Source organism: Leclercia sp. W17, assembly GCF_003336325.1.
In the GTDB taxonomy this organism is placed as follows: Bacteria; Pseudomonadota; Gammaproteobacteria; order Enterobacterales; family Enterobacteriaceae; genus Enterobacter.
The window spans coordinates 3,401,029-3,421,616 of sequence record NZ_CP031101.1; the positions used below are offsets into that span (position 1 = coordinate 3,401,029).

Annotated in this window: 20 protein-coding genes and 1 riboswitch; of the genes, 10 read left to right on the plus strand and 10 right to left on the minus strand. The window is 59.1% G+C overall.

Annotated features, from left to right (window positions below; genetic code table 11):
- The first annotated feature begins 6 nt into the window (after positions 1–6).
- Positions 7–507 carry a fimbrial protein gene (locus DVA44_RS16845; RefSeq protein WP_114317125.1) on the plus strand — a complete coding sequence of 167 codons (501 nt, stop codon included), beginning with the start codon at positions 7–9 and terminating at the stop codon, positions 505–507.
- Here the strand turns inward: DVA44_RS16845 and dinG are convergent.
- Together dinG and rhlE are read right to left on the minus strand one after the other, a co-directional pair.
- A complete protein-coding gene (dinG, locus tag DVA44_RS16850; RefSeq protein WP_114387618.1) occupies positions 494–2,671 on the minus strand; it encodes an ATP-dependent DNA helicase DinG in 2,178 nt (725 codons plus the stop codon). The genes DVA44_RS16845 and dinG overlap by 14 nt on opposite strands.
- Before the next feature lie 95 nt (positions 2,672–2,766).
- Positions 2,767–4,128, minus strand: a complete 1,362-nt coding sequence (rhlE, locus tag DVA44_RS16855; RefSeq protein ID WP_114315568.1) for an ATP-dependent RNA helicase RhlE — start codon at positions 4,126–4,128, stop codon at positions 2,767–2,769.
- Positions 4,129–4,373: 245 nt separating this feature from the next.
- On the opposite strand from rhlE, the gene cecR reads away from it, so the two are divergent.
- The 5 genes from cecR (at position 4,374) to DVA44_RS16880 (ending at position 10,093) form a co-directional block, all read left to right on the plus strand.
- Positions 4,374–5,051 (plus strand): transcriptional regulator CecR, encoded by a 678-nt coding sequence (gene cecR, locus DVA44_RS16860; RefSeq protein ID WP_114315569.1) that lies wholly within the window; start codon positions 4,374–4,376, stop codon positions 5,049–5,051.
- On the plus strand, positions 5,048–6,043 hold the full coding sequence (gene hlyD / locus DVA44_RS16865) for a secretion protein HlyD (RefSeq protein WP_103823515.1): 996 nt from the start codon (positions 5,048–5,050) through the stop codon (positions 6,041–6,043). Before cecR ends, hlyD begins: the two co-directional genes overlap by 4 nt.
- Positions 6,036–7,772, plus strand: a complete 1,737-nt coding sequence (locus tag DVA44_RS16870) for an ATP-binding cassette domain-containing protein (protein ID WP_114388442.1) — start codon at positions 6,036–6,038, stop codon at positions 7,770–7,772. The genes hlyD and DVA44_RS16870 overlap by 8 nt, the downstream gene beginning before the upstream one ends.
- The gene (locus DVA44_RS16875; protein WP_114315570.1) at positions 7,765–8,898 is read left to right on the plus strand and encodes an ABC transporter permease; all 1,134 of its coding nucleotides are present in this window, start codon (positions 7,765–7,767) and stop codon (positions 8,896–8,898) included. The genes DVA44_RS16870 and DVA44_RS16875 overlap by 8 nt, the downstream gene beginning before the upstream one ends.
- Before the next feature lie 88 nt (positions 8,899–8,986).
- Entirely contained in the window at positions 8,987–10,093 is a 1,107-nt protein-coding gene (locus DVA44_RS16880) for an ABC transporter permease (RefSeq protein ID WP_114387619.1), read from the plus strand.
- Here the strand turns inward: DVA44_RS16880 and DVA44_RS16885 are convergent.
- The gene (locus tag DVA44_RS16885) at positions 10,055–10,465 is read right to left on the minus strand and encodes a YbhQ family protein (protein WP_103823518.1); all 411 of its coding nucleotides are present in this window, start codon (positions 10,463–10,465) and stop codon (positions 10,055–10,057) included. The genes DVA44_RS16880 and DVA44_RS16885 overlap by 39 nt on opposite strands.
- A gap of 132 nt (positions 10,466–10,597) precedes the next feature.
- On the opposite strand from DVA44_RS16885, the gene DVA44_RS16890 reads away from it, so the two are divergent.
- From DVA44_RS16890 to DVA44_RS16900, 3 genes are read left to right on the plus strand one after another with little or no spacing between them, the layout of a single operon-like run.
- Entirely contained in the window at positions 10,598–11,359 is a 762-nt protein-coding gene (locus DVA44_RS16890) for an endonuclease/exonuclease/phosphatase family protein (RefSeq protein WP_114387620.1), read from the plus strand.
- On the plus strand, positions 11,356–12,597 hold the full coding sequence (clsB, locus tag DVA44_RS16895) for a cardiolipin synthase ClsB (protein WP_114387621.1): 1,242 nt from the start codon (positions 11,356–11,358) through the stop codon (positions 12,595–12,597). Before DVA44_RS16890 ends, clsB begins: the two co-directional genes overlap by 4 nt.
- Complete coding sequence (locus DVA44_RS16900; RefSeq protein ID WP_103178770.1) at positions 12,597–13,559, plus strand: YbhN family protein; 963 nt, start codon at positions 12,597–12,599, stop codon at positions 13,557–13,559. Before clsB ends, DVA44_RS16900 begins: the two co-directional genes overlap by 1 nt.
- 84 nt (positions 13,560–13,643) lie before the next feature.
- Here the strand turns inward: DVA44_RS16900 and DVA44_RS16905 are convergent, their stop codons facing one another.
- The 6 genes from DVA44_RS16905 to moaA all read right to left on the minus strand — a co-directional run bounded on the left by DVA44_RS16905 (position 13,644) and on the right by moaA (position 17,113).
- Entirely contained in the window at positions 13,644–14,351 is a 708-nt protein-coding gene (locus DVA44_RS16905; RefSeq protein WP_103178769.1) for a Bax inhibitor-1/YccA family protein, read from the minus strand.
- Between the two features lie 58 nt (positions 14,352–14,409).
- Positions 14,410–14,862 carry a molybdopterin synthase catalytic subunit MoaE gene (gene moaE / locus DVA44_RS16910; RefSeq protein WP_114387622.1) on the minus strand — a complete coding sequence of 151 codons (453 nt, stop codon included), beginning with the start codon at positions 14,860–14,862 and terminating at the stop codon, positions 14,410–14,412.
- A gap of 1 nt (position 14,863) precedes the next feature.
- Positions 14,864–15,109: a molybdopterin synthase sulfur carrier subunit gene (gene moaD / locus DVA44_RS16915; RefSeq protein ID WP_103178767.1), complete on the minus strand. Its 246-nt coding sequence runs from the start codon at positions 15,107–15,109 to the stop codon at positions 14,864–14,866.
- A complete protein-coding gene (gene moaC, locus DVA44_RS16920) occupies positions 15,102–15,587 on the minus strand; it encodes a cyclic pyranopterin monophosphate synthase MoaC (protein ID WP_103823522.1) in 486 nt (161 codons plus the stop codon). Before moaC ends, moaD begins: the two co-directional genes overlap by 8 nt.
- A 3-nt stretch (positions 15,588–15,590) precedes the next feature.
- Positions 15,591–16,103 carry a molybdenum cofactor biosynthesis protein B gene (gene moaB, locus DVA44_RS16925; protein ID WP_103178765.1) on the minus strand — a complete coding sequence of 171 codons (513 nt, stop codon included), beginning with the start codon at positions 16,101–16,103 and terminating at the stop codon, positions 15,591–15,593.
- 20 nt (positions 16,104–16,123) lie between these two features.
- A complete protein-coding gene (moaA, locus tag DVA44_RS16930) occupies positions 16,124–17,113 on the minus strand; it encodes a GTP 3',8-cyclase MoaA (RefSeq protein ID WP_114387623.1) in 990 nt (329 codons plus the stop codon).
- Positions 17,101–17,235, minus strand: a riboswitch (molybdenum cofactor riboswitch). (Overlaps the previous gene by 13 nt.)
- Positions 17,236–17,460: 225 nt before the next feature.
- Here moaA and yvcK point away from each other — a divergent pair.
- The gene (gene yvcK, locus DVA44_RS16940) at positions 17,461–18,369 is read left to right on the plus strand and encodes a uridine diphosphate-N-acetylglucosamine-binding protein YvcK (protein WP_103178763.1); all 909 of its coding nucleotides are present in this window, start codon (positions 17,461–17,463) and stop codon (positions 18,367–18,369) included.
- Positions 18,370–18,461: 92 nt separating this feature from the next.
- Here yvcK and uvrB read toward each other — a convergent pair whose 3' ends face one another.
- Positions 18,462–20,477: an excinuclease ABC subunit UvrB gene (uvrB, locus tag DVA44_RS16945; RefSeq protein WP_103178762.1), complete on the minus strand. Its 2,016-nt coding sequence runs from the start codon at positions 20,475–20,477 to the stop codon at positions 18,462–18,464.
- Between the last annotated feature and the right edge of the window lie 111 nt (positions 20,478–20,588).

Consider the following 20,588-nt stretch of genomic DNA (forward strand, 5'->3'; position numbering starts at 1 on the left):
ATCCCGATGAAATATGTAGCCCTGCTCGTGCTGCTGGCCAGCCTGCCCGTCTCAGCCACCGACGTGCTCCTCAGCATCAAAGGCAATATTTACGACACTGCCTGTGAAGTGGACAGCACGAGCCAGAATAAGGTGGTCGATCTCGGCCAGGCGGTGGCCAGTGATTTTAAAGCGCCGGGGGATGTCGGCGTGTGGAAGAATTTTGATATCACCCTCTCGCACTGCCCGCAAAGCCTGACCCTGGCGACCATCAACCTGGAGGGGAAGCGCGACACGCTCCACCCGTTCAAGTTCGCCAACACCGGTACGGCAAGAGGGCTGGCGCTGGAGCTGGCCGACCGCACCGACTCGATCATTCTGGCGCCGGAAGCGCGCTTCAATGCGGTAATTGACCCAATCACCCACACCGCCGATTTCCCGATGGCGGCACGCTATTACGCCTCGTACGTTCCGGTCCACGCGGGGGAGTTTTCAAGCACGGTGCTGTTTACCTTCACTTACCAGTAGGACCGCGCCCCTTAGCACGGATGCTTTTCCTGCGCCCGGCGGCAAGCTTGGCCGGGCGTTTTTTTACTTCGGGAACCTCAGGTTGTTCGATAGGAAAGACCGGCAGGGCATTCAGTAACCGCTTACCGTAATTTTTGGTCAGCAGCCGCTTATCGTAGATCACCACCTCGCCCCAGCAGCTGTGGCTGCGGATCAGACGCCCGACCTGCTGGATCAGGTTGAACGACGCCGCGGGCAGACTCTGCACCTCAAACGGGAAGCGGTTCAGGCTTTTCAGCCACTCGCCCTCGGTCAGTACCACCGGGCTGTCGATGGGCGGGAAGGCGATCTTGTGAATATGGACCTGGGTCAGGTAGTCGCCCTTAAGATCCAGCCCTTCGGCAAAGGACTGGAGCCCCACCAGCACGCTGCGCTCCCCGGCATCGATACGTTTACGGTGCAGCTCCACCAGCCGGTAGCGGGGCTGATCCCCCTGCACCAGCAGCAACAGGCGCAGGTCGGTGACAAAGGTTAAAAAGAGGTTCATTGCCCGGGCGCTGGCGAACAGCACCAGCATGCCGGGATACTTTTTGCTTTCCAGCTGTTCACGAAAGTAGGCCGCCATTTCGGCAAGGTGCTGCTCTTCGTTGTCGATCAGCGGCTCATACTGCATACGCGGGATCACCAGCTTGCCCTGCTCGCAGTGGTTGAACGGCGAGTCGAGGGCCACAAAGCGATCGCCCGCCTTCTCCTTCAGACCGCTCATCTCCTGCAGGCGGGAGAAACTGTTCAGCGAGCGCAGCGTGGCGGAGGTCACTACCACATGCGGGACGCTGCGCCAGAGCAGCTTTTCCAGCTGATCGCTGACGCGAATGCCCGCACAGTGGAAGAAGAGATGCACCTGCCCTTCCCTGACTTCCCGCGTCGCCCACTTGGTAACCGGCGCGCCGGAGGCCTGGGCCATCGACGCCAGCCGCCACAGCTTGCTCTGCCCCTCGAACATGCCCAGGGCACGGTTCATCTGCAGCAGCACCCGGTGGACACGCACCACGTCATGGGTGCCGGTTTTTTCACTGAGATCGTTTAAAAACAGCTCCGCCAGCCCGCGCAGTTTCTCGATAAGCTGCGCCAGCTCGCGGCAAAGATCCATGATCTCCTCCGGCAGCTCGCCCATCTCAAAGCGGTGCTCTGCCTCCTGGCCGGGTGGCAGATAGAGATTGAGGATGTTGTTCAGGGAGGCGATATGGGTGTAGATGGTTTCGCAGTGCTCGCTGAGGCGCTCCGCAACCGCCAGCGGCGGAATGGTTTTCGGCCGGAACTGATCCATGCAGGTCGCCACCAGCTTGCAGAACAGATCGAGCTGCAGGCGGAACCAGGGGGCAGTTATCTCGGCGCTCATCTCCAGCGCATCGCGCGCGACGTCCGGCAGGTGATGCCCTTCATCCAGCACCAGCAGCAGATTTTTCGGATCCGGCAGCACCGCTTCGCTCTCCATCGCCGCCATTACCAGCGCGTGGTTGGCGACCACCACTTCGGCCTCCTGAATTTCACGGCGGGCGACAAAGAACGGGCATTCGCGATAGTAGTGGCAGTTGCGGTTCAGACAGCTGGCCTTATCGGTACTGAGTCTGCGCCACAGATCGTCGCTGAGCGCCTGATCGGTGTGATCCCGCAGGCCATCCCATTTATAGCTATCGAGATCGGCCTTAAGCCGGGCGCACTGCTCCTGCTCAGCTTTATTGTTAGGGGTCAGCTCGTCATCCAGAAAGGCCAGCAGATCCTGCTGGGTGGGCTCGGTGCTGGCAAGGGCGGTTAAGTTGCGCGGGCAGACATAGCGCCCACGCCCAAAGGCAGCAGTGAAGCGCAGCTCGGGAATAATTTTGCGCAGCAGCGGCAGGTCTTTGCTGTAGATCTGATCCTGCAGGGCGACGTTGGCGGTACTGACCACCAGCGTCTTTTGTTCTTCCCGGGCGATAGCGATGCCGGGGATCAGGTAGGAGAGGGTTTTACCGACGCCGGTCGGGGCTTCAATTGCCAGATGTCGACCCTCGTCACCGGCCAGCGTTTTTGCCACATCGGCAATCATCTGCCGTTGCGGTGCGCGGGGAATGAAGTCGGGGATCTGCTGTTGTAGCGCCTTATACCAGGCGGCAATTTGCGCTTTCAGCGCGGCGGTTAAAGCCATGATGAACCTGAAATACTGTATAAACAGCCACTATTGTGGCACTTTCTTAAGCGGGCCGCAAAAGAAAAGCCCGGCTTTACGACCGGGCTTCCAGATTACTGCGCACTGGCAGGTTTGCGCGGACGGCGTCGGCGCTGGCCTTCACCTGCCGGTTTCGCGTCGCCATCGCGACGCGGCGGTTTGTTTGCCGCTTTCGGCGCGCCGCCTTCGCTACGGCGCGGCTGCTGCTGACCACGTCCACCGCCGCCCTGCCCGCGTCCACCACCCTGACCACGTCCGCCCTGACGCCCGTTCTGGATCGGCTCAGCTTTGATGGACGGATCTACCTCATAGCCTTCGAGGGCGATACGCGGGATCTCTTTTTTCAGCAACCGTTCGATGTCGCGCAGCAGCTTGTGCTCATCAACACAGACCAGCGACAGCGCTTCGCCCGTTGCCGCCGCGCGACCGGTACGGCCGATACGGTGGACATAATCTTCCGGAACGTTCGGCAGCTCGTAGTTCACCACGTGCGGCAGCTCTTCAATATCCAGACCGCGGGCGGCGATGTCGGTTGCCACCAGTACGCGGATATCACCGGATTTAAAATCGGCCAGCGCGCGGGTACGAGCCCCCTGGCTCTTGTTGCCGTGGATCGCCGCGCTGCGGATGCCGTCTTTGTTCAGCTGTTCCGCAAGGTGGTTCGCCCCATGTTTGGTACGGGTAAAGACCAGCACCTGCTGCCAGTTCCCTTCGCCAATCATCTGGGAGAGCAGTTCGCGCTTGCGCTTTTTATCAACAAAGTGAACGTGCTGGGTCACCTGTTCGGAGGCGGTGTTACGACGCGCCACTTCCACTTCCAGCGGATTGTGCAGCAGTTTTTCCGCCAGGCCTTTGATCTCGTCGGAGAAGGTGGCGGAGAAGAGCAGGTTCTGACGGCGGGCCGGCAATTTTGCCAGCACGCGACGAATATCGTGGATAAAGCCCATGTCCAGCATGCGGTCGGCTTCGTCGAGCACCAGGATCTCCACGCTGTCGAGCTTAACGGCGTTCTGGTGTTCCAGGTCGAGCAGACGGCCCGGGGTGGCGATCAGCACGTCCACGCCGCCGCGCAGTTTCATCATCTGCGGGTTGATGCTCACCCCGCCAAACACCACCAGCGAGCGGATGTTGAGATAGCGGCTGTACTCACGCACGTTCTCACCCACTTGGGCGGCCAGTTCACGGGTTGGGGTCAGGATCAGGGCGCGCACCGGGCGACGGCCTTTGGCGTGCGGTTCGCTTGAGATCAGGCGTTGCAGCAGCGGCAGGGTAAAGCCAGCGGTTTTACCGGTCCCGGTCTGGGCGCTGGCCATCAGATCGCGGCCTGCCAGTACAGCGGGAATGGCCTGCTGCTGAATAGGGGTCGGTTCGCGGTAACCCTGCTCCGCTACAGCGCGCAGAATTTCCGGGTTCAGGCCAAGGGTATCAAAAGACATAACAACTCCGAACCGCCCCGACCATTTTCAGGTGTAGTTTTCAGGGAGATATAACAAATGAAAGGACAAAAACCACGGTGTCGCGAAGCAGCGGAGTGTAGCAGCTTTTGTGATACAGCGCATAAATATCCCGCCGGGGGCGGCATTTACGCTATTAAACAAGCCGGATACCGGCAAGAAAACTGGACACGCTCAAAAAACAGTCATATTCTTAATCAATCGATTGATTAATTTTGTGTGCCGCTATGAATCCGATCCCGACCACCACCAAAGGTGAGCAGGCTAAAAGCCAGTTAATCGCCGCCGCGCTGGCGCAGTTTGGCGAATATGGGCTGCATGCCACCACCCGCGATATCGCTGCGCAAGCCGGGCAAAATATCGCCGCCATTACCTACTATTTTGGCTCGAAAGAGGATCTCTACCTCGCCTGCGCCCAGTGGATCGCCGACTTCATTGGCACCCAGTTTCGCCCCCACGTGGAGGAAGCCACCGCCCTGCTTGCCGAGCCGTCGCCGGATCGCGCGGCCATTCGTGGCCTGATCTTAACCGCCTGCAACAACATGATTCAGCTGCTGACCCATGACGATACGCTGAACCTGAGTAAGTTTATTTCACGCGAGCAACTCTCGCCCTCTGCCGCTTACCAGCTGGTCCACGATCAGGTTATCGCCCCGATGCACTCCCACCTGACCCGGCTGGTGGCGGCCTATACCGGGCGTGACCCTCTTGATACGCAGACCATTTTGCATACCCATGCCCTGCTGGGCGAAGTGCTCGCCTTTCGCCTGGGGCGTGAAACCATTCTGTTACGCACCGGCTGGACCGAATTCGATGAGGATAAAGCGCTGCAAATCAGTCAGGTCATCACCTGTCATGTCGATTTGATCCTGCAGGGCTTAACGCAAAGGAGCCTGGAGTCATGAAAAAACCTGTCGCCATTATTGTGGCTGTGGTGGTTGTGCTGGCAGCCGGTATCGGCGGCTGGCTGTGGTATCAGAGCCAGCAGGATAAAACGCTGACCCTGTACGGTAACGTCGATATCCGCACCGTGAACATGAGCTTTCGCGTCGGCGGACGGCTGGCCTCCCTGAGCGTGGATGAAGGCGATGCTATTACCGCTGGTCAGACGCTGGGCACGCTGGACAAGGCGCCCTACCAGAACGCGCTGTTGCAGGCCCAGGCGGGGGTTGCCGTGGCACAGGCGCAATACGACTTAATGCAGGCGGGCTACCGTGACGAAGAGGTCGCCCAGGCCGCCGCCGCCGTTAAACAGGCGCAGGCCGCCTATGACTACGCGCAGAACTTCTTTGTCCGCCAGCAAGGGCTGTGGAAAAGCCGCACCGTGTCGGCCAACGATCTGGAGAACGCCCGCTCCTCGCGGGATCAGGCTCTGGCGACGCTGAAATCCTCCCAGGATAAGTTGCGCCAGTACCGCTCCGGCAACCGCGAGCAGGATATCGCCCAGGCAAAAGCCAGCCTCGAACAGGCCCAGGCTCAGCTGGCGCAAGCGCAGTTGGATCTGCACGACACCACTCTGGTAGCCCCGGCCAACGGCACCCTCCTGACCCGCGCCGTGGAGCCCGGCAGTATGCTGAACGCGGGCAGTACGGTGCTGACCCTCTCCCTGACGCGTCCGGTGTGGGTGCGGGCTTACGTCAATGAAGCCAGTCTCGGCGAGGCGAAACCGGGGCGCGAAGTGCTGCTCTATACCGACAGTCGCCCCGACAAGCCGTACCACGGAAAAATCGGTTTTGTCTCCCCGACCGCGGAATTTACGCCAAAAACCGTCGAAACCCCGGACCTGCGTACCGATCTGGTCTATCGCCTGCGCATTATCGTGAACGATGCCGACGATGCCCTGCGCCAGGGGATGCCGGTAACCGTCAGCTTCGACAATGGGCAAGCCCATGAGTGATGCGGTGATCCAGCTCTCCGGCCTGGTCAAACGCTTTGCCGGGATGGACAAACCCGCCGTCGCGCCGCTCGACTGCACGGTGCATAAAGGCTACGTCACCGGGCTGGTCGGCCCGGACGGCGCGGGCAAAACGACCCTGATGCGGATGCTTGCCGGCCTGCTGAAGCCCGACGAAGGCAGCGCCAGCGTGCTGGGGCTGGACCCGGTTCGCGACGATCGCGCCCTGCATGCGATGCTGGGCTATATGCCGCAGAAGTTTGGTCTGTATGAAGATCTGACGGTGATGGAGAACCTGACCCTGTATGCCGACCTGCGCAGCGTCACCGGCGAGACGCGGGAGAAAACCTTTCAGCGCCTGCTTGAGTTTACGTCGCTCGGCCCCTTCACCGACCGGCTGGCGGGCAAGCTCTCCGGCGGCATGAAGCAGAAGCTGGGGCTGGCCTGTACGCTGGTGGGGCAGCCGAAGGTGCTGCTGCTGGACGAACCCGGCGTTGGCGTCGACCCCATCTCCCGCCGCGAGCTGTGGCAGATGGTGCACGAGCTGGCGGGGGACGGAATGTTAATCCTCTGGAGCACCTCCTATCTCGACGAAGCGGAGCAGTGCCGCGACGTGCTGCTGATGAACGAAGGGGAGCTGCTCTATCAGGGCGATCCCACTGCCCTGACCCAGAGCATGACCGGGCGCAGCGTGCTGCTGCACTCTCCTCATGAGAATAACCGCCGCCTGCTGCAACGGGTGCTGAAGCTGCCCCAAGTGAGCGACGGCATGATCCAGGGGAAATCGGTGCGGGTGATCCTCAAAAAAGAGGCCAGCGCCGACGATCTTCGCCAAAACGCGGATCTGCCGGATCTGGCGATTGATGAGACTGCCCCGCGGTTTGAAGATGCCTTTATCGATCTGCTCGGCGGCGCAGGCACCGCCGAATCGCCGCTGGGGGCGATCCTGCATACTGTGGAAGGCACCCCCGGCGAGACGGTGATCGAGGCCAAATCCCTGACCAAAAAATTTGGTGATTTTGCCGCTACCGACAATGTGAACTTTACGGTAAAACGCGGCGAAATTTTCGGCCTGCTGGGCCCCAACGGCGCAGGCAAATCCACCACCTTCAAAATGATGTGCGGCCTGCTGGTGCCCACCGCCGGCAAAGCGCTGGTGCTGGATATGGATCTGAAAGTCAGCTCCGGCAAAGCGCGCCAGCACCTGGGCTATATGGCGCAAAAGTTCTCGCTCTACGGCAACCTGACGGTTGAGCAAAACCTGCGCTTCTTCTCGGGCGTCTACGGCCTGCGCGGGCGGGTGCAGAATGAAAAAATCGCCCGCATGAGCGAGGCGTTTGGTTTAAGCAACATCGCCAGCCAGGCCACCGACGCGCTGCCGCTCGGGTTCAAACAGCGGCTGGCGCTGGCCTGCTCGCTGATGCACGAGCCGGACATTCTGTTTCTCGATGAACCGACCTCCGGGGTCGATCCCCTCACCCGCCGTGAGTTCTGGCTGCATATCAACAGCATGGTGGAAAAAGGGGTCACGGTGATGGTGACCACTCACTTTATGGATGAGGCGGAGTATTGCGACCGGATTGGGCTGGTCTATCGCGGCAAGCTGATTGCTCACGGCACACCCGACGATCTGAAAGCCCAGGTGGCGGACGAGCAGCAGCCCGATCCCACCATGGAACAGGCGTTTATCACGCTCATTAACGACTGGGATAAGGAGCATGGCCATGTCTGACAAAGCCCTCTCCTGGCGTCGGGTCCGCGCCCTGTGCATCAAAGAGACGCGGCAGATTGTGCGTGACCCGAGCAGCTGGCTGATTGCGGTGGTGATCCCCCTGCTGCTGCTCTTTATCTTCGGCTACGGCATAAACCTCGACTCCAGCAAGCTGCGGGTGGGGATCCTGCTGGAGCAGCACAGCGAAGAGGCGCTGGACTTCACCCATACCCTGACCGGCTCGCCCTACATCGACGCCACCATCAGTGACGATCGCCATAAGCTCACCCAGATGATGCAGGCCGGGCGCATTCGCGGGATGATTGTGATCCCGGTGGATTTTGCTGCCCGCATGGCGCGCCCGAACGACACCGCCCCGATCCAGGTGATCACCGACGGCAGCGAGCCCAATACCGCCAACTTTGTGCAGGGCTACTCAGAAGGGATCTGGCAGCTGTGGCAGATGCAGCGGGCGGACGATCGCGGCGAGACGTTTGAGCCGCTGATTGACGTCCAGACCCGCTACTGGTTTAACCCGGCAGCCATCAGCCAGCACTTTATTATTCCCGGCGCGGTGACCATTATCATGACGGTGATCGGCGCCATTCTGACCTCGCTGGTGATTGCCCGCGAGTGGGAGCGCGGCACCATGGAGGCGCTACTCTCTACCGAAGTGACGCGCACGGAACTGCTGCTGTGCAAGCTGATCCCCTACTATTTCCTCGGAATGCTGGCGATGCTGCTCTGCATGTTGGTGTCCGTATTTATTCTCGGCGTGCCCTATCGCGGCTCGCTGCTGGTGCTGTTCGCCATCACCAGCCTGTTCCTGCTCAGCACGCTGGGGATGGGGTTGCTTATCTCCACCATCACCCGCAACCAGTTTAACGCCGCCCAGGTGGCGCTGAATGCCGCGTTTTTGCCGTCGATTATGCTGTCCGGGTTTATTTTTCAGATCGACAGTATGCCGGCGGTGATCCGCGCGGTGACCTATATCATCCCGGCGCGTTATTTCGTCAGCACCCTGCAAAGCCTGTTTCTGGCGGGCAATATTCCGGTGGTGCTGATGGTGAACCTGTTGTTTTTGATTGCCTCGGCGGTAATGTTTATCGGCCTGACGTGGATGAAAACCAAACGGCGATTAGATTAGGTTTCGCCCGGTGGCGCTACGCTTACCGGGCCTACGGGTCTTGTAGGCCGGGCAAACGCAGTGCCACCCGGCGTTTTGAGGAGTGACTATGTTTCACCGTTTATGGACATTGATTCGCAAAGAGCTGCAAGCCCTGCTGCGCGAGCCGCAGACCCGGGCGATATTGATTCTGCCGGTGCTGATCCAGGTGCTGCTCTTCCCCTGGGCGGCCACCCTGGAGGTGACCAACGCCACTATCGCTGTCTATAACGAAGATAACGGCAAACATTCGGTGGAGCTGACCCAGCGCTTCGCCCGCGCCAAAGCCTTTACCCACGTGCTGATCCTCAACAGCCCACAGGAGATCCAGCCCACCATCGACACGCAAAAGGCGCTGCTGCTGGTGCGCTTCCCGGCCGATTTTTCCCGTAACCTCGACACCCTGCAAACCGCCCCTATGCAGCTCATCCTCGACGGGCGTAACTCCAACAGCGCACAAATCGCCGCCAACTATCTGCAACAGGTGGTGAAGGATTACCAGCAGGAGTTGATGGCGGGCAAACCGAAACCGAACAACAGCGAGCTGGTGGTGCGCAACTGGTATAACCCGAACCTCGACTACAAATGGTTTGTGGTGCCGTCTCTGATCGCCATGATCACCACCATCGGGGTGATGATCGTCACCTCCCTGTCGGTGGCCCGGGAGCGCGAACAGGGCACCTTCGATCAGCTGGTGGTCTCCCCGCTGGCGACCTGGCAAATCTTTGTCGGTAAGGCGGTCCCGGCTCTGATTGTCGCCACCTTCCAGGCCAGCATCGTGCTGGCGATTGGCATCTGGGCCTATCACATCCCGTTTGCCGGATCGCTTCTGCTCTTTTACTTCACGATGGTGATTTACGGGCTGTCGTTGGTGGGGTTTGGTCTGCTGATCTCGGCGCTCTGCTCGACCCAGCAGCAGGCGTTTATCGGGGTGTTCGTCTTTATGATGCCCGCCATTTTGCTCTCGGGCTATGTCTCGCCGGTGGAGAACATGCCGGTCTGGCTGCAGAACTTAACCTGGGTGAATCCGATCCGGCACTTCACCGATATCACCAAGCAGATCTATCTCAAGGATGCGAGTCTGGATATTGTCTGGGGGAGTTTGTGGCCGCTACTGGTGATAGCGGCCGTGACGGGTTCAGTGGCGTACGCGATGTTTAGGCGGAATATCGCGTAGCTTTTTGTCTTTGGTTAACAGTGAAACGATCGCGGGCCCAGCAAGGATAGCCAGCCCTGCGACAGCCAGCAAAAAGTTGTTTTGCAGCACGCGGGACAACAGCCACAGCACAATCAATGCCGCGCCAAAATACCAGGTGGTGGTGAGCTCTTCGAGCACATCCGCCACTTCGCGCCAGCGCGCTTCATGATGACGCTGTAAAAAGAGCATCAACAGGACAGTCACGCCGTACAGCACGCATAATCCTAAGCCGACCCGCACCAGGGTACCGCTCATCCAGGCCATCACCAGCACGGCCACCACCAATAAATGCAACATAATCTGCCAGCAACTCAGGCCGGTTGCGACGCGTATGCGTTGTTGCCACTTCATGGCACTCTCCTGAAGGATTTTACTCTGCCTGTTCAGACTATCGCACTTTACGGAAAATTCCGTAACACAGCACCTTTTTGTGACGACGACTACACTTTATTTTCATCAGGATAGTGACGCGGGAAGGAGTGTATGGCCCAACAAACCCGGCATTTTTCGCTTAAAGTGTTAACAATCAATATTCATAAAGGATTCGCGGCTTTTAACCGCCGTTTCATTCTGCCCGAACTGCGTGACGCTGTACGAACCGTCAGCGCGGATATCGTCTGCCTGCAGGAGGTGATGGGCGCGCATGAAGTGCATCCTTTGCATGTGGAAAACTGGCCCGATACCAGCCACTACGAATTTCTCGCCGACACCATGTGGAGCGACTACGCTTACGGGCGTAATGCCGTCTATCCCGAGGGGCATCACGGCAATGCCGTTCTCTCCCGCTACCCTATCGAACACTATGAAAATCACGATGTCTCGGTGGGCGAGAGTGAAAAACGTGGGCTGCTTTACTGCCGTGTCGCGATCCCGGAGCTGACCAGACCGCTGCATGTGGCCTCGGTCCACCTTGGCCTGCGCGAAGCTCACCGCCAGGCGCAGCTGCAGATGATGACCGAGTGGGTCAACGGCCTGCCAGAAGGGGAACCGGTGGTGGTCGCCGGTGATTTTAACGACTGGCGCCAGCGCGCCAACCATCCACTGAAAACGGGGGCCGGGTTAGAAGAGATCTTCACCCTTGCCCACGGCAGGCCCGCCCGTACCTTCCCGGTGAGATTCCCGCTGCTGCGTCTGGACAGGATCTATGTCAAAAACGCTCACGCCAGCAGCCCTACCGCGCTGGCCCTGAGCAACTGGCGTCACCTTTCCGACCATGCGCCGTTAAGTGCGGAGATTCATCTATGAAATGTTCATGGCAAAGCGGCAACCGGATAAAGCTGCTGGAAAATGGCGATCAATATTACCCGGCGGTTTTTGCCGCCATCGAGAAAGCGCAAAGCCGGGTACTGCTTGAAACCTTTATCTGGTTTGAAGACAACGTGGGGCGAAAACTGCATTCGGTGATCCTGCGGGCGGCCCAGCGCGGGGTACATATCGAAGTGCTGCTGGACGGCTACGGCTCCCCCGACCTCAGCGATGAATTCGTGGGGGAACTCACCTCAGCAGGCGTGGTATTCCGCTATTACGATCCACGCCCGCCTCTGCTGGGTATGCGCACCAACGTCTTCCGCCGCATGCACCGTAAAATTGTGGTGGTGGACGATCAGGTGGCCTTTGTGGGCGGGATTAACTACTCCGCGGAACATATGTCGGACTACGGTCCTGAAGCCAAGCAGGATTATGCCGTCCAGGTCGAAGGCCCGGTGGTACAGGATATTTTGCAGTTTGTCGTGGAAAACCTGCCCGGCAAAGCCGCAGTGCGTCGCTGGTGGAAGCGGCGTCATCGCGCCGAAGAGAATACCAAACCGGGCGAAGCGCAGGCGCTGTTTGTCTGGCGCGATAACGAAGAGCACCGGGACGATATTGAGCGGCACTATCTGAAGATGCTGACCAACGCCCGTCGGGAGGTGATCATCGCCAACGCCTACTTCTTCCCGGGCTATCGCCTGCTGCACGCCATGCGTAACGCAGCCCGGCGCGGCGTGCGGGTTAAGCTGATTGTGCAGGGCGAGCCGGATATGCCCATTGTGACCGTGGGCGCCCGCCTGCTCTACAACTATCTGGTGAAAGGCGGCGTCGAGATTTACGAATACCGCCGCCGTCCGCTGCACGGCAAGGTCGCGCTGATGGACGATCACTGGGTAACTGTCGGCTCCAGCAACCTTGATCCCCTTAGCCTGTCGCTGAATCTGGAGGCCAACCTGATTATTCACGATCGCGAGTTTAACCAGACCCTGCGTGACAATCTCACCGCCATCATCGCCGAGGATTGCGTCCGGGTGGATGAGTCGATGGTGCCGAAACGGACCTGGTGGAATCTGGGCAAAAGCGTGGTGGTGTTCCACTTCCTGCGCCATTTCCCGGCGCTGGTCGGCTGGTTGCCTGCACATACGCCTCAACTGGCGCAGGTCCCCCCGCCGGTACAACCCGAGATGGAGACTCAGGATCGCGTTGAGGCGAGCAACACGGGGGTAAAACCCTGATGAGCAAAAAACATTCGCGCTGGCGTCTGGCAAAAAAGATCCTCACCTGGGTATTTTTTATAGCCGTAGCAGTGCTGCTGGTGATTTACGCCAAAAAGGTCGACTGGGGCGAGGTGTGGAAGGTCATCCGCGACTACGACCGTGTATCGCTGATGGGCGCCGTGGCGCTGGTGATACTGAGCTTCCTGCTGTATGGCTGTTACGACCTGCTGGGACGAGTCTACTGCGGGCATAAGCTGGCCAAGCGCCAGGTTATGCTGGTGTCGTTTATCTGCTACGCCTTTAACCTGACCCTGAGTACCTGGGTGGGCGGCATCGGGATGCGTTACCGCCTTTACTCCCGCCTGGGGCTACCCAGCAGCACCATCACCCGCATCTTCTCTCTGAGTATTACCACCAACTGGCTGGGTTACGTCCTGCTGGGCGGCGTAATCTTCACCGCGGGCGTGGTGCAGTTGCCCGCTCACTGGTATATCGATCAGTCGACGCTGCGCATTATTGGCATCGTGCTGCTGCTGGTGATTGGGTTCTATCTGTGGGCCTGCGCGTTCGCTAAGCGGCGCCATGTGACCATCAAAAAGCAAAAGCTGGTACTTCCCTCCTGGCGTTTTGCGCTGGCGCAGATGGGCATTTCCGCCGCCAACTGGATGGCGATGGGGGCCATTATCTGGCTGCTGATGGGTGAAGATATCAACTACTTCTTCGTGCTGGGTGTGCTGCTGGTGAGCAGTATCGCCGGGGTGATTGTCCATATTCCTGCCGGGATTGGGGTGCTGGAAGCGGTGTTTATCGCCCTGTTAGCGGGAGAGCATGTCTCTCACGGCACCATCATCGCCGCCCTGCTGGCCTATCGTATGCTCTATTATTTCCTGCCTCTGGGGCTGGCGACGGTCTGTTATCTGGTGCTGGAGAGCCGGGCGAAGAAGTTGCGGGCCAAAAACGAACAACAGATGGCGAAGTAATGGCGGGATTGGCCGGGTGGCGCTGCGCTTACCCGGCCTACGGTGTTGTGGGCCCGGCAAGCGAAGCGCCGCCGGGCAAGGCAATCAACGACGGTTGCCAAAGATGCGCAGCAGCATCAGGAACAGGTTGATGAAGTCCAGATAGAGCGTCAGCGCCCCGAGAATAGAGTATTTACGCAGATTTGAGCTGTCGCGCACGTCAATCTGCTCGCCAATGTTTTTCAGCTTCTGGGTGTCATAGGCCGTCAGCCCGACAAAGACAATCACCCCGATATAGGTCACCGCCCACATCAGCGCTTCACTCTTCAGCCAGAAGTTCACCAGCGATGCCAGCACGATACCAATCAGCGCCATAAACAGCATGTTGCCAAAGCCGCTCAGGTCGCGTTTGGTGGTGTAGCCGTAAAGGCTCATCGCACCAAACATCCCACCGGCCACCACAAAGGTGCTGGCGATGGAGGAGTAGGTGTAGACGAGGAAAATACTGGAGAGCGTCAGGCCGGTCAGCGCCGAATAGAGCATAAACAGCGTGGTGGCCATCCCTGCGCTGAGCTTATGCACCAGCCCGGAGAGGACAAACACCAGCGCCAGCTGGGCGATGATCAGGCCAAAGAAGGTGATTTTGCTGGAGAAGACAAACATCATCACCGCAGGGGTGTTGGCGGAAAACCACGCGACAAAGGCGGTAAGCAGCAGGCCGCAGGTCATCCAGCCATAGACCTGGGCCATGTAGGTTTGCAGCCCGGTACGGCTCTGCTGCACGATGGAATCGGAACGGGGAAATCTGTCCATAACACACTCCTTTTTAAGTGGACACACTGTTAAAGCCTAACACATCCCGGCAATCCGGCTACCAGCGGTTGGCGGCTTCCTTGTCGCTGTTGCGGGACTCGACCCAGCGATCGCCCTCCGGGGTCGCTTCGCGCTTCCAGAACGGGGCGCGGGTTTTGAGATAATCCATAATAAACTCACCCGCCGCAAAGGCGCTGCCGCGATGGGCGCTGGTGACGCCAACGAAGACGATCTCCTCCCCCGGCCACATCTCGCCGATGCGGTGGATCACGGTCACGCGGCCGAGCGGCCAGCGCTGACGCGCCTGCTCAACGATCTCCGCTAGCGCTTTTTCCGTCATGCCAGGATAGTGCTCAAGGGTCAGCGCTTTTACGCTGTCGCCGAGATTATGGTTACGCACCTTGCCGGTGAAGGTGACCACCGCGCCATCTTCGTCACGCTCAGCAAGCCAGTTATACTCCGTGCCGACGTTAAAACGCGCCTGTTCGACCAGGATTTTGGTGTCACTCATTTCAGCCCCCGGTCACCGGTGGGAAGAAAGCCACCTCATCGCCCGGTTTGACCGGATGCGTGAACTCCACCAGCGTCTGGTTCACCGCCGCCAGCAGTTTGCTCGCGTCCAGCGCCAGCGCCCAGCGGTCGCTTTGCGCCGCCAGATGCGCCCGCAGCGCTTCGACGTTTTCCACCTCGATATCCAGCGTCAGGCTGTCGGTATTCACCAGCTCGCGCACCTGCGCAAAAAACAGTACTTTAATCATTCTCTTGTGCCCTGAAATCACCCGATTTTCCCCCGCTTTTCGCCAGCAGGCGAACCGGGCCAATAACCATGTCTTTCTGCACCGCTTTGCACATGTCATAGATGGTTAACGCCGCCACGGAGGCGGCAGTTAAGGCTTCCATTTCCACGCCGGTTTTCCCGGTCAGGCGGCACAATGATTCGATGCGCACCCGGTTGTGCTCCGGCTCGGCCCGCAGGTTGACCTCCACTTTGCTGAGCATCAGCGGATGGCACAGCGGGATCAGATCCCAGGTGCGTTTCGCCGCCTGGATCCCGGCGATCCGCGCCGTAGCGAAGACGTCCCCTTTGTGGTGGCTGCCGTCAAGGATCATTGCCAGCGTTTCGGGAAGCATGGTGACGAACGCTTCCGCGCGGGCTTCACGCACGGTTTCGGCCTTGGCGGAGACATCCACCATATGGGCTTCGCCCGCGGCGTTAATGTGGGTCAGTTGCGACATAGCTTATTTCTTCAGGTGAGGATGGAAATTACACGGACGCGTGCGGGCATCCAGCTGCGGGGCAATGATATTTTCCCACGCGGTGCGGCACGCTTTGGTGGAGCCTGGCATGGCGAAAATCACCGTGTTGTTGGCGATCCCTGCGACAGCACGCGATTGCAGGGTGGAGGTGCCAATCTCTTCAAACGAGAGCATGCGGAACACCTCGCCGAAGCCTTCTATCTCGCGATCGAAGAGCGGCAGCAGCGCTTCCGGGGCCTGATCGCCTGCGGTAAAACCGGTGCCGCCGGTGATCAGCACCACCTGGACGTTATCGCTGGCGATCCAGCGCGACACTTCCGCGCGAATGGCGTAGCGGTTCTCTTTGACGATGGCCTTGTCGACGATCTGATGCCCGGCCTCGTGGGCTGCATCGCGCAGCCAGTGGCCGGAGGTGTCATCCTCTTCGCCGCGGCGTTCAGAAACGGTAAGAATAGCAATACGCGTCGGGATAAATTCAGCGCTTACCTGACTCATCTTCTGGTTCCTTGTAGCGATTACCCGCCAATGTATGACAGGTTCTGGGTGATCCCGGTGTTGCCCTGATGCAGGAAGTGGGTCTGTTTTTTGTGCATCAGCGCCTCAGAAATGCGTGCTTCCAGCGCCGCCTGCTGCGCATCATCGGCCAGCAGATCGCGCAGGTCGACGCCGCCGTCGCCAAACAGGCAGAGGTGCAGCTTGCCCACCGACGAGACGCGCAGGCGGTTACAGCTGGCACAGAAGTCTTTTTCATACGGCATGATAAGGCCAATCTCCCCTTCGTAGTCGGGGTGACAAAAGACCTGCGCCGGGCCGTCGCTGCGCTGGCGAAGCTGGTGGATCCAGCCGCGTTTAAGCAGCTCATCGCGCAATACCATGCCGGAGATGTGATGACGGGAGAAGAGGTCGCTGCCCTCGCCGGTTTCCATCAGCTCAATGAAGCGCAGCTGAATGCGGCGGGGTTTGATCCACGCCAGGAAGGTATCCAGTTGATGATGGTTCACATCGCGCATCAGCACGGTGTTGACCTTCACCTTGTCGAAGCCGGCCGCAAAGGCCGCGTCGATGCCTTCCATCACCTGGTGGAATTTATCCTGTCCGGTGATGGCGTGAAACTGGCGGGCATCCAGGCTGTCGACGCTGACGTTGATGGCGGTCAGCCCCGCGTCGCGCCACTGCGCGACATCGCGCGCCAGACGATAGCCATTGGTGGTGACCGCAATCTGGCGGATGGCGTCGTTTTCACGTACCGCCGCGATGATATCGGTGAAGTCCCGGCGCAGCGAGGGTTCGCCGCCGGTAAGACGGACCTTCTCCGTTCCCATGGCGGCAAACGCGCGCGTGACGCGGCGCACTTCGTCCACGGAGAGAAAGCCGTTATTGGTGACGCTGCCAGGCTTATAGCCATCCGGCAGGCAGTAGGTGCAACGGAAGTTGCACACATCGGTAATCGACAAACGCAGGTAAAAAAACTTACGCGCGAATGCATCGGTAAGTTGTGAAGCCATGTACACCTTTCCTGATACGGGAGGCACAGTCATTTCTTCCTGTACCCTGGTGGCAAAAGCGCCACGGCCAGAGCGCCATATCTGTCGACACAGGCGCAAAGGCTAGAGTGTATGTTTTCAATGATGAAAACGTGGTTATGTCGATAGTAGCGTGTTAAAGCGAGTTTCGCTATCGTCGACTTACGCTATATAAATGTGTATATAACGAGCTAATCGTGCCATTTCGGTTCAGAATACGTCATTATCACATTTTTGCATTGATATACGTCATTTTGCGCGGGTCGCAGCATCGTCATTTAGGAGTAGTTGCGTTACTGTTTACATGTTGGTCTTAATAAGGAATTTTTATGCGCAATCGCACTTTTGCGGATCTTGACCGGGTGGTCGCTCTCGGCGGAGGCCACGGACTGGGCCGGGTCATGTCCTCCCTGTCATCGCTCGGCTCCCGCCTGACAGGGATCGTCACGACCACCGATAATGGCGGCTCAACCGGGCGCATCCGCCGCTCCGAAGGCGGCATCGCCTGGGGAGACATGCGCAACTGCTTAAATCAGCTTATCACGGAACCGAGCGTGGCTTCGGCCATGTTTGAGTATCGTTTTGCCGGTAATGGCGAACTTTCCGGGCATAACCTTGGAAATCTGATGTTAAAGGCGCTGGATCACCTCAGCGTCCGGCCTCTGGAGGCGATCAATTTAATTCGCAACCTGCTTAAAGTGGACGCCTTTCTCATCCCCATGTCCGAACTTCCGGTTGATTTGATGGCAATCGACTGCAACGACCATGAAGTGTATGGCGAGGTAAATATCGATCAGCTTGCCCTGCCCCCGAAAGAGCTGATGCTCTACCCCACTGTCCCGGCGACCCGCGAAGCAGTAGAAGCGATTGGTGAAGCGGATCTGATCCTCATCGGCCCCGGCAGTTTTTACACCAGCCTGATGCCGCTCCTGCTGATTAAAGAGCTGGCCCAGGCGCTGCGGCGCACGCCCGCCCCGGTAGTCTATATCGGCAATCTGGGTCGCGAGCTCAGCCCGGCCGCCGCCGGGCTTTCGCTGGCCGCAAAGCTGGCGCTGATGGAGCAGTATGTCGGTAAAAAGATCGTCGATGCGGTAGTGGTCGGGCCGAAAGAGGATATCTCAGGTATGGAAGGCCGGGTGGTGGTGCAGGAGCCGCTCGAAGCAAGCGACATCAAGTACCGCCACGATCGGCATCTGCTGCGCGTGGCGCTGGAGAGAGCGATTCAGGCGTTGGGTTAGCTTGTACGGCCTGTAATGCCCGGTGGCGCTTCGCTTACCGGGCCTACAGGCAGAGTGCCGTTGTTGAGCCAGTAAGCGCCACCGGGTACAAACTACGACGCGGCGATGAATAAATCCCGTAGCTGATGCAGCTGGTCGCGGATCTGCGCCGCCTCTTCGAACTCCAGGTTCTGTGCGTGCTGCATCATCTGCCCTTCCAGCTCGTGGATTTTCTGCTGCAGCGCTTTCGGCGTCAGGGCCACGGTATCGGCCTCAACCGGTGAGCGCGACTTGCCGCGTCCCTTGGTTTTGGTTTTCGCGATATTCTGGCCAAGCTGCAGGATATCCACCACCTTCTTGTTGAGCCCCTGCGGAACAATCCCGTGCTCTTCGTTATAGCGCTGCTGCTTCTCGCGACGGCGTTCGGTTTCGCCGATCGCTTTCGCCATCGACGGGGTGATCTTATCCCCGTAGAGAATCGCTTTACCGTTAACGTTTCGCGCCGCACGACCAATGGTCTGGATCAGCGAGCGCTCGGAACGCAGGAAGCCCTCTTTGTCGGCGTCCAGAATCGCCACCAGCGACACTTCTGGCATATCCAGCCCCTCACGCAGCAGGTTGATCCCCACCAGCACGTCGAACTCGCCAAGACGCAGATCGCGGATAATTTCCATGCGCTCCACGGTGTCGATATCCGAGTGCAGATAGCGCACCTTCTCACCGTGCTCTTCGAGGTATTCGGTCAGGTCTTCCGCCATCCGCTTGGTCAGGGTCGTCACCAGCACACGCTCGTTAATGGCCGACCGGGCGCGGATTTCCGAGAGCAAGTCATCCACCTGGGTGGCCACCGGACGCACTTCGATAATCGGATCCAGCAGGCCGGTCGGACGCACCACCTGATCCACCACCTCGTCGCCCGATTTCTCCAGCTCGTAGTTGCCTGGCGTTGCGGAGACGTAGATAGTTTGCGGCGCCAGCGCCTCGAACTCTTCAAACTTCATTGGACGGTTATCCAGCGCCGACGGCAGGCGGAAGCCGTACTCCACCAGGGTCTCTTTACGCGCCCGGTCGCCACGATACATCCCGCCAATCTGCGGAATGGTGACGTGGGATTCATCCACCACCAGCAGGCCATCCGCCGGCAGGTAGTCAAACAGGGTTGGCGGCGCTTCGCCCGGCCCACGGCCAGAGAGATAGCGCGAGTAGTTTTCGATACCGGAGCAGTAGCCCAGCTCGTTCATCATCTCGAGATCGAACTGGGTACGCTGGCTGATACGCTGCTCTTCCAGCAGCTTGTTATTTTCTAACAGCACCCTGCGACGATCCGCCAGTTCAACCTTGATGTCCTCCATCGCCTGCACGATGCGCTCGCGCGGGGTGACATAGTGGGTTTTTGGGTAGACCGTGAAGCGCTGAATGGTCGATTCCACATGGCCGGTCAGCGGGTCGAACAGCGACAGCCGCTCCACCTCTTCATCGAAAAGCTCGACGCGCAGCGCGAAGTCGTCCGACTCCGCCGGGAAGATGTCGATCACTTCGCCGCGCACGCGAAACGTACCGCGCTGGAACGCCTGATCGTTACGGGTGTACTGCAGCTCGGCCAGGCGACGCAAAATGGCGCGCTGATCGATAATCATCCCCACGGTCAGGTGCAGCATCATCTTCAGGTAGAGATCCGGGTCGCCGAGGCCGTAGATGGCCGATACCGAGGCCACCACCACCACGTCACGGCGCTCAAGCAGCGCCTTGGTCGCGGACAGACGCATCTGCTCAATATGCTCGTTCACCGAGGCATCCTTCTCGATAAAGGTGTCCGAGCTGGGAACGTAGGCTTCCGGCTGATAGTAGTCGTAGTACGACACGAAGTACTCCACCGCATTCTCGGGGAAGAACTCTTTCATCTCGCCGTAGAGCTGCGCCGCTAGGGTTTTGTTCGGGGCGAGCACCATTGTGGGGCGCTGGAGATCGGCGATCACATTAGCGACGGTGAAGGTTTTACCCGACCCGGTTACCCCCAGCAGCGTCTGGTGCGCAAGCCCATCCTCCAGCCCCTCTTTCAGACGGCGAATCGCTTCAGGCTGATCGCCGGAGGGACGAAAAGCGGAATTCAGTTTGAACGGTTTACTCATGAACGGCGACCTGATGATGGTTGATACGGCAGGTGAGTAATTTTACTCTTGATGGCTATTTTTGCCAGTAAATTATACTGGACATAAACACAGTGGCAACCGCGACGTTTT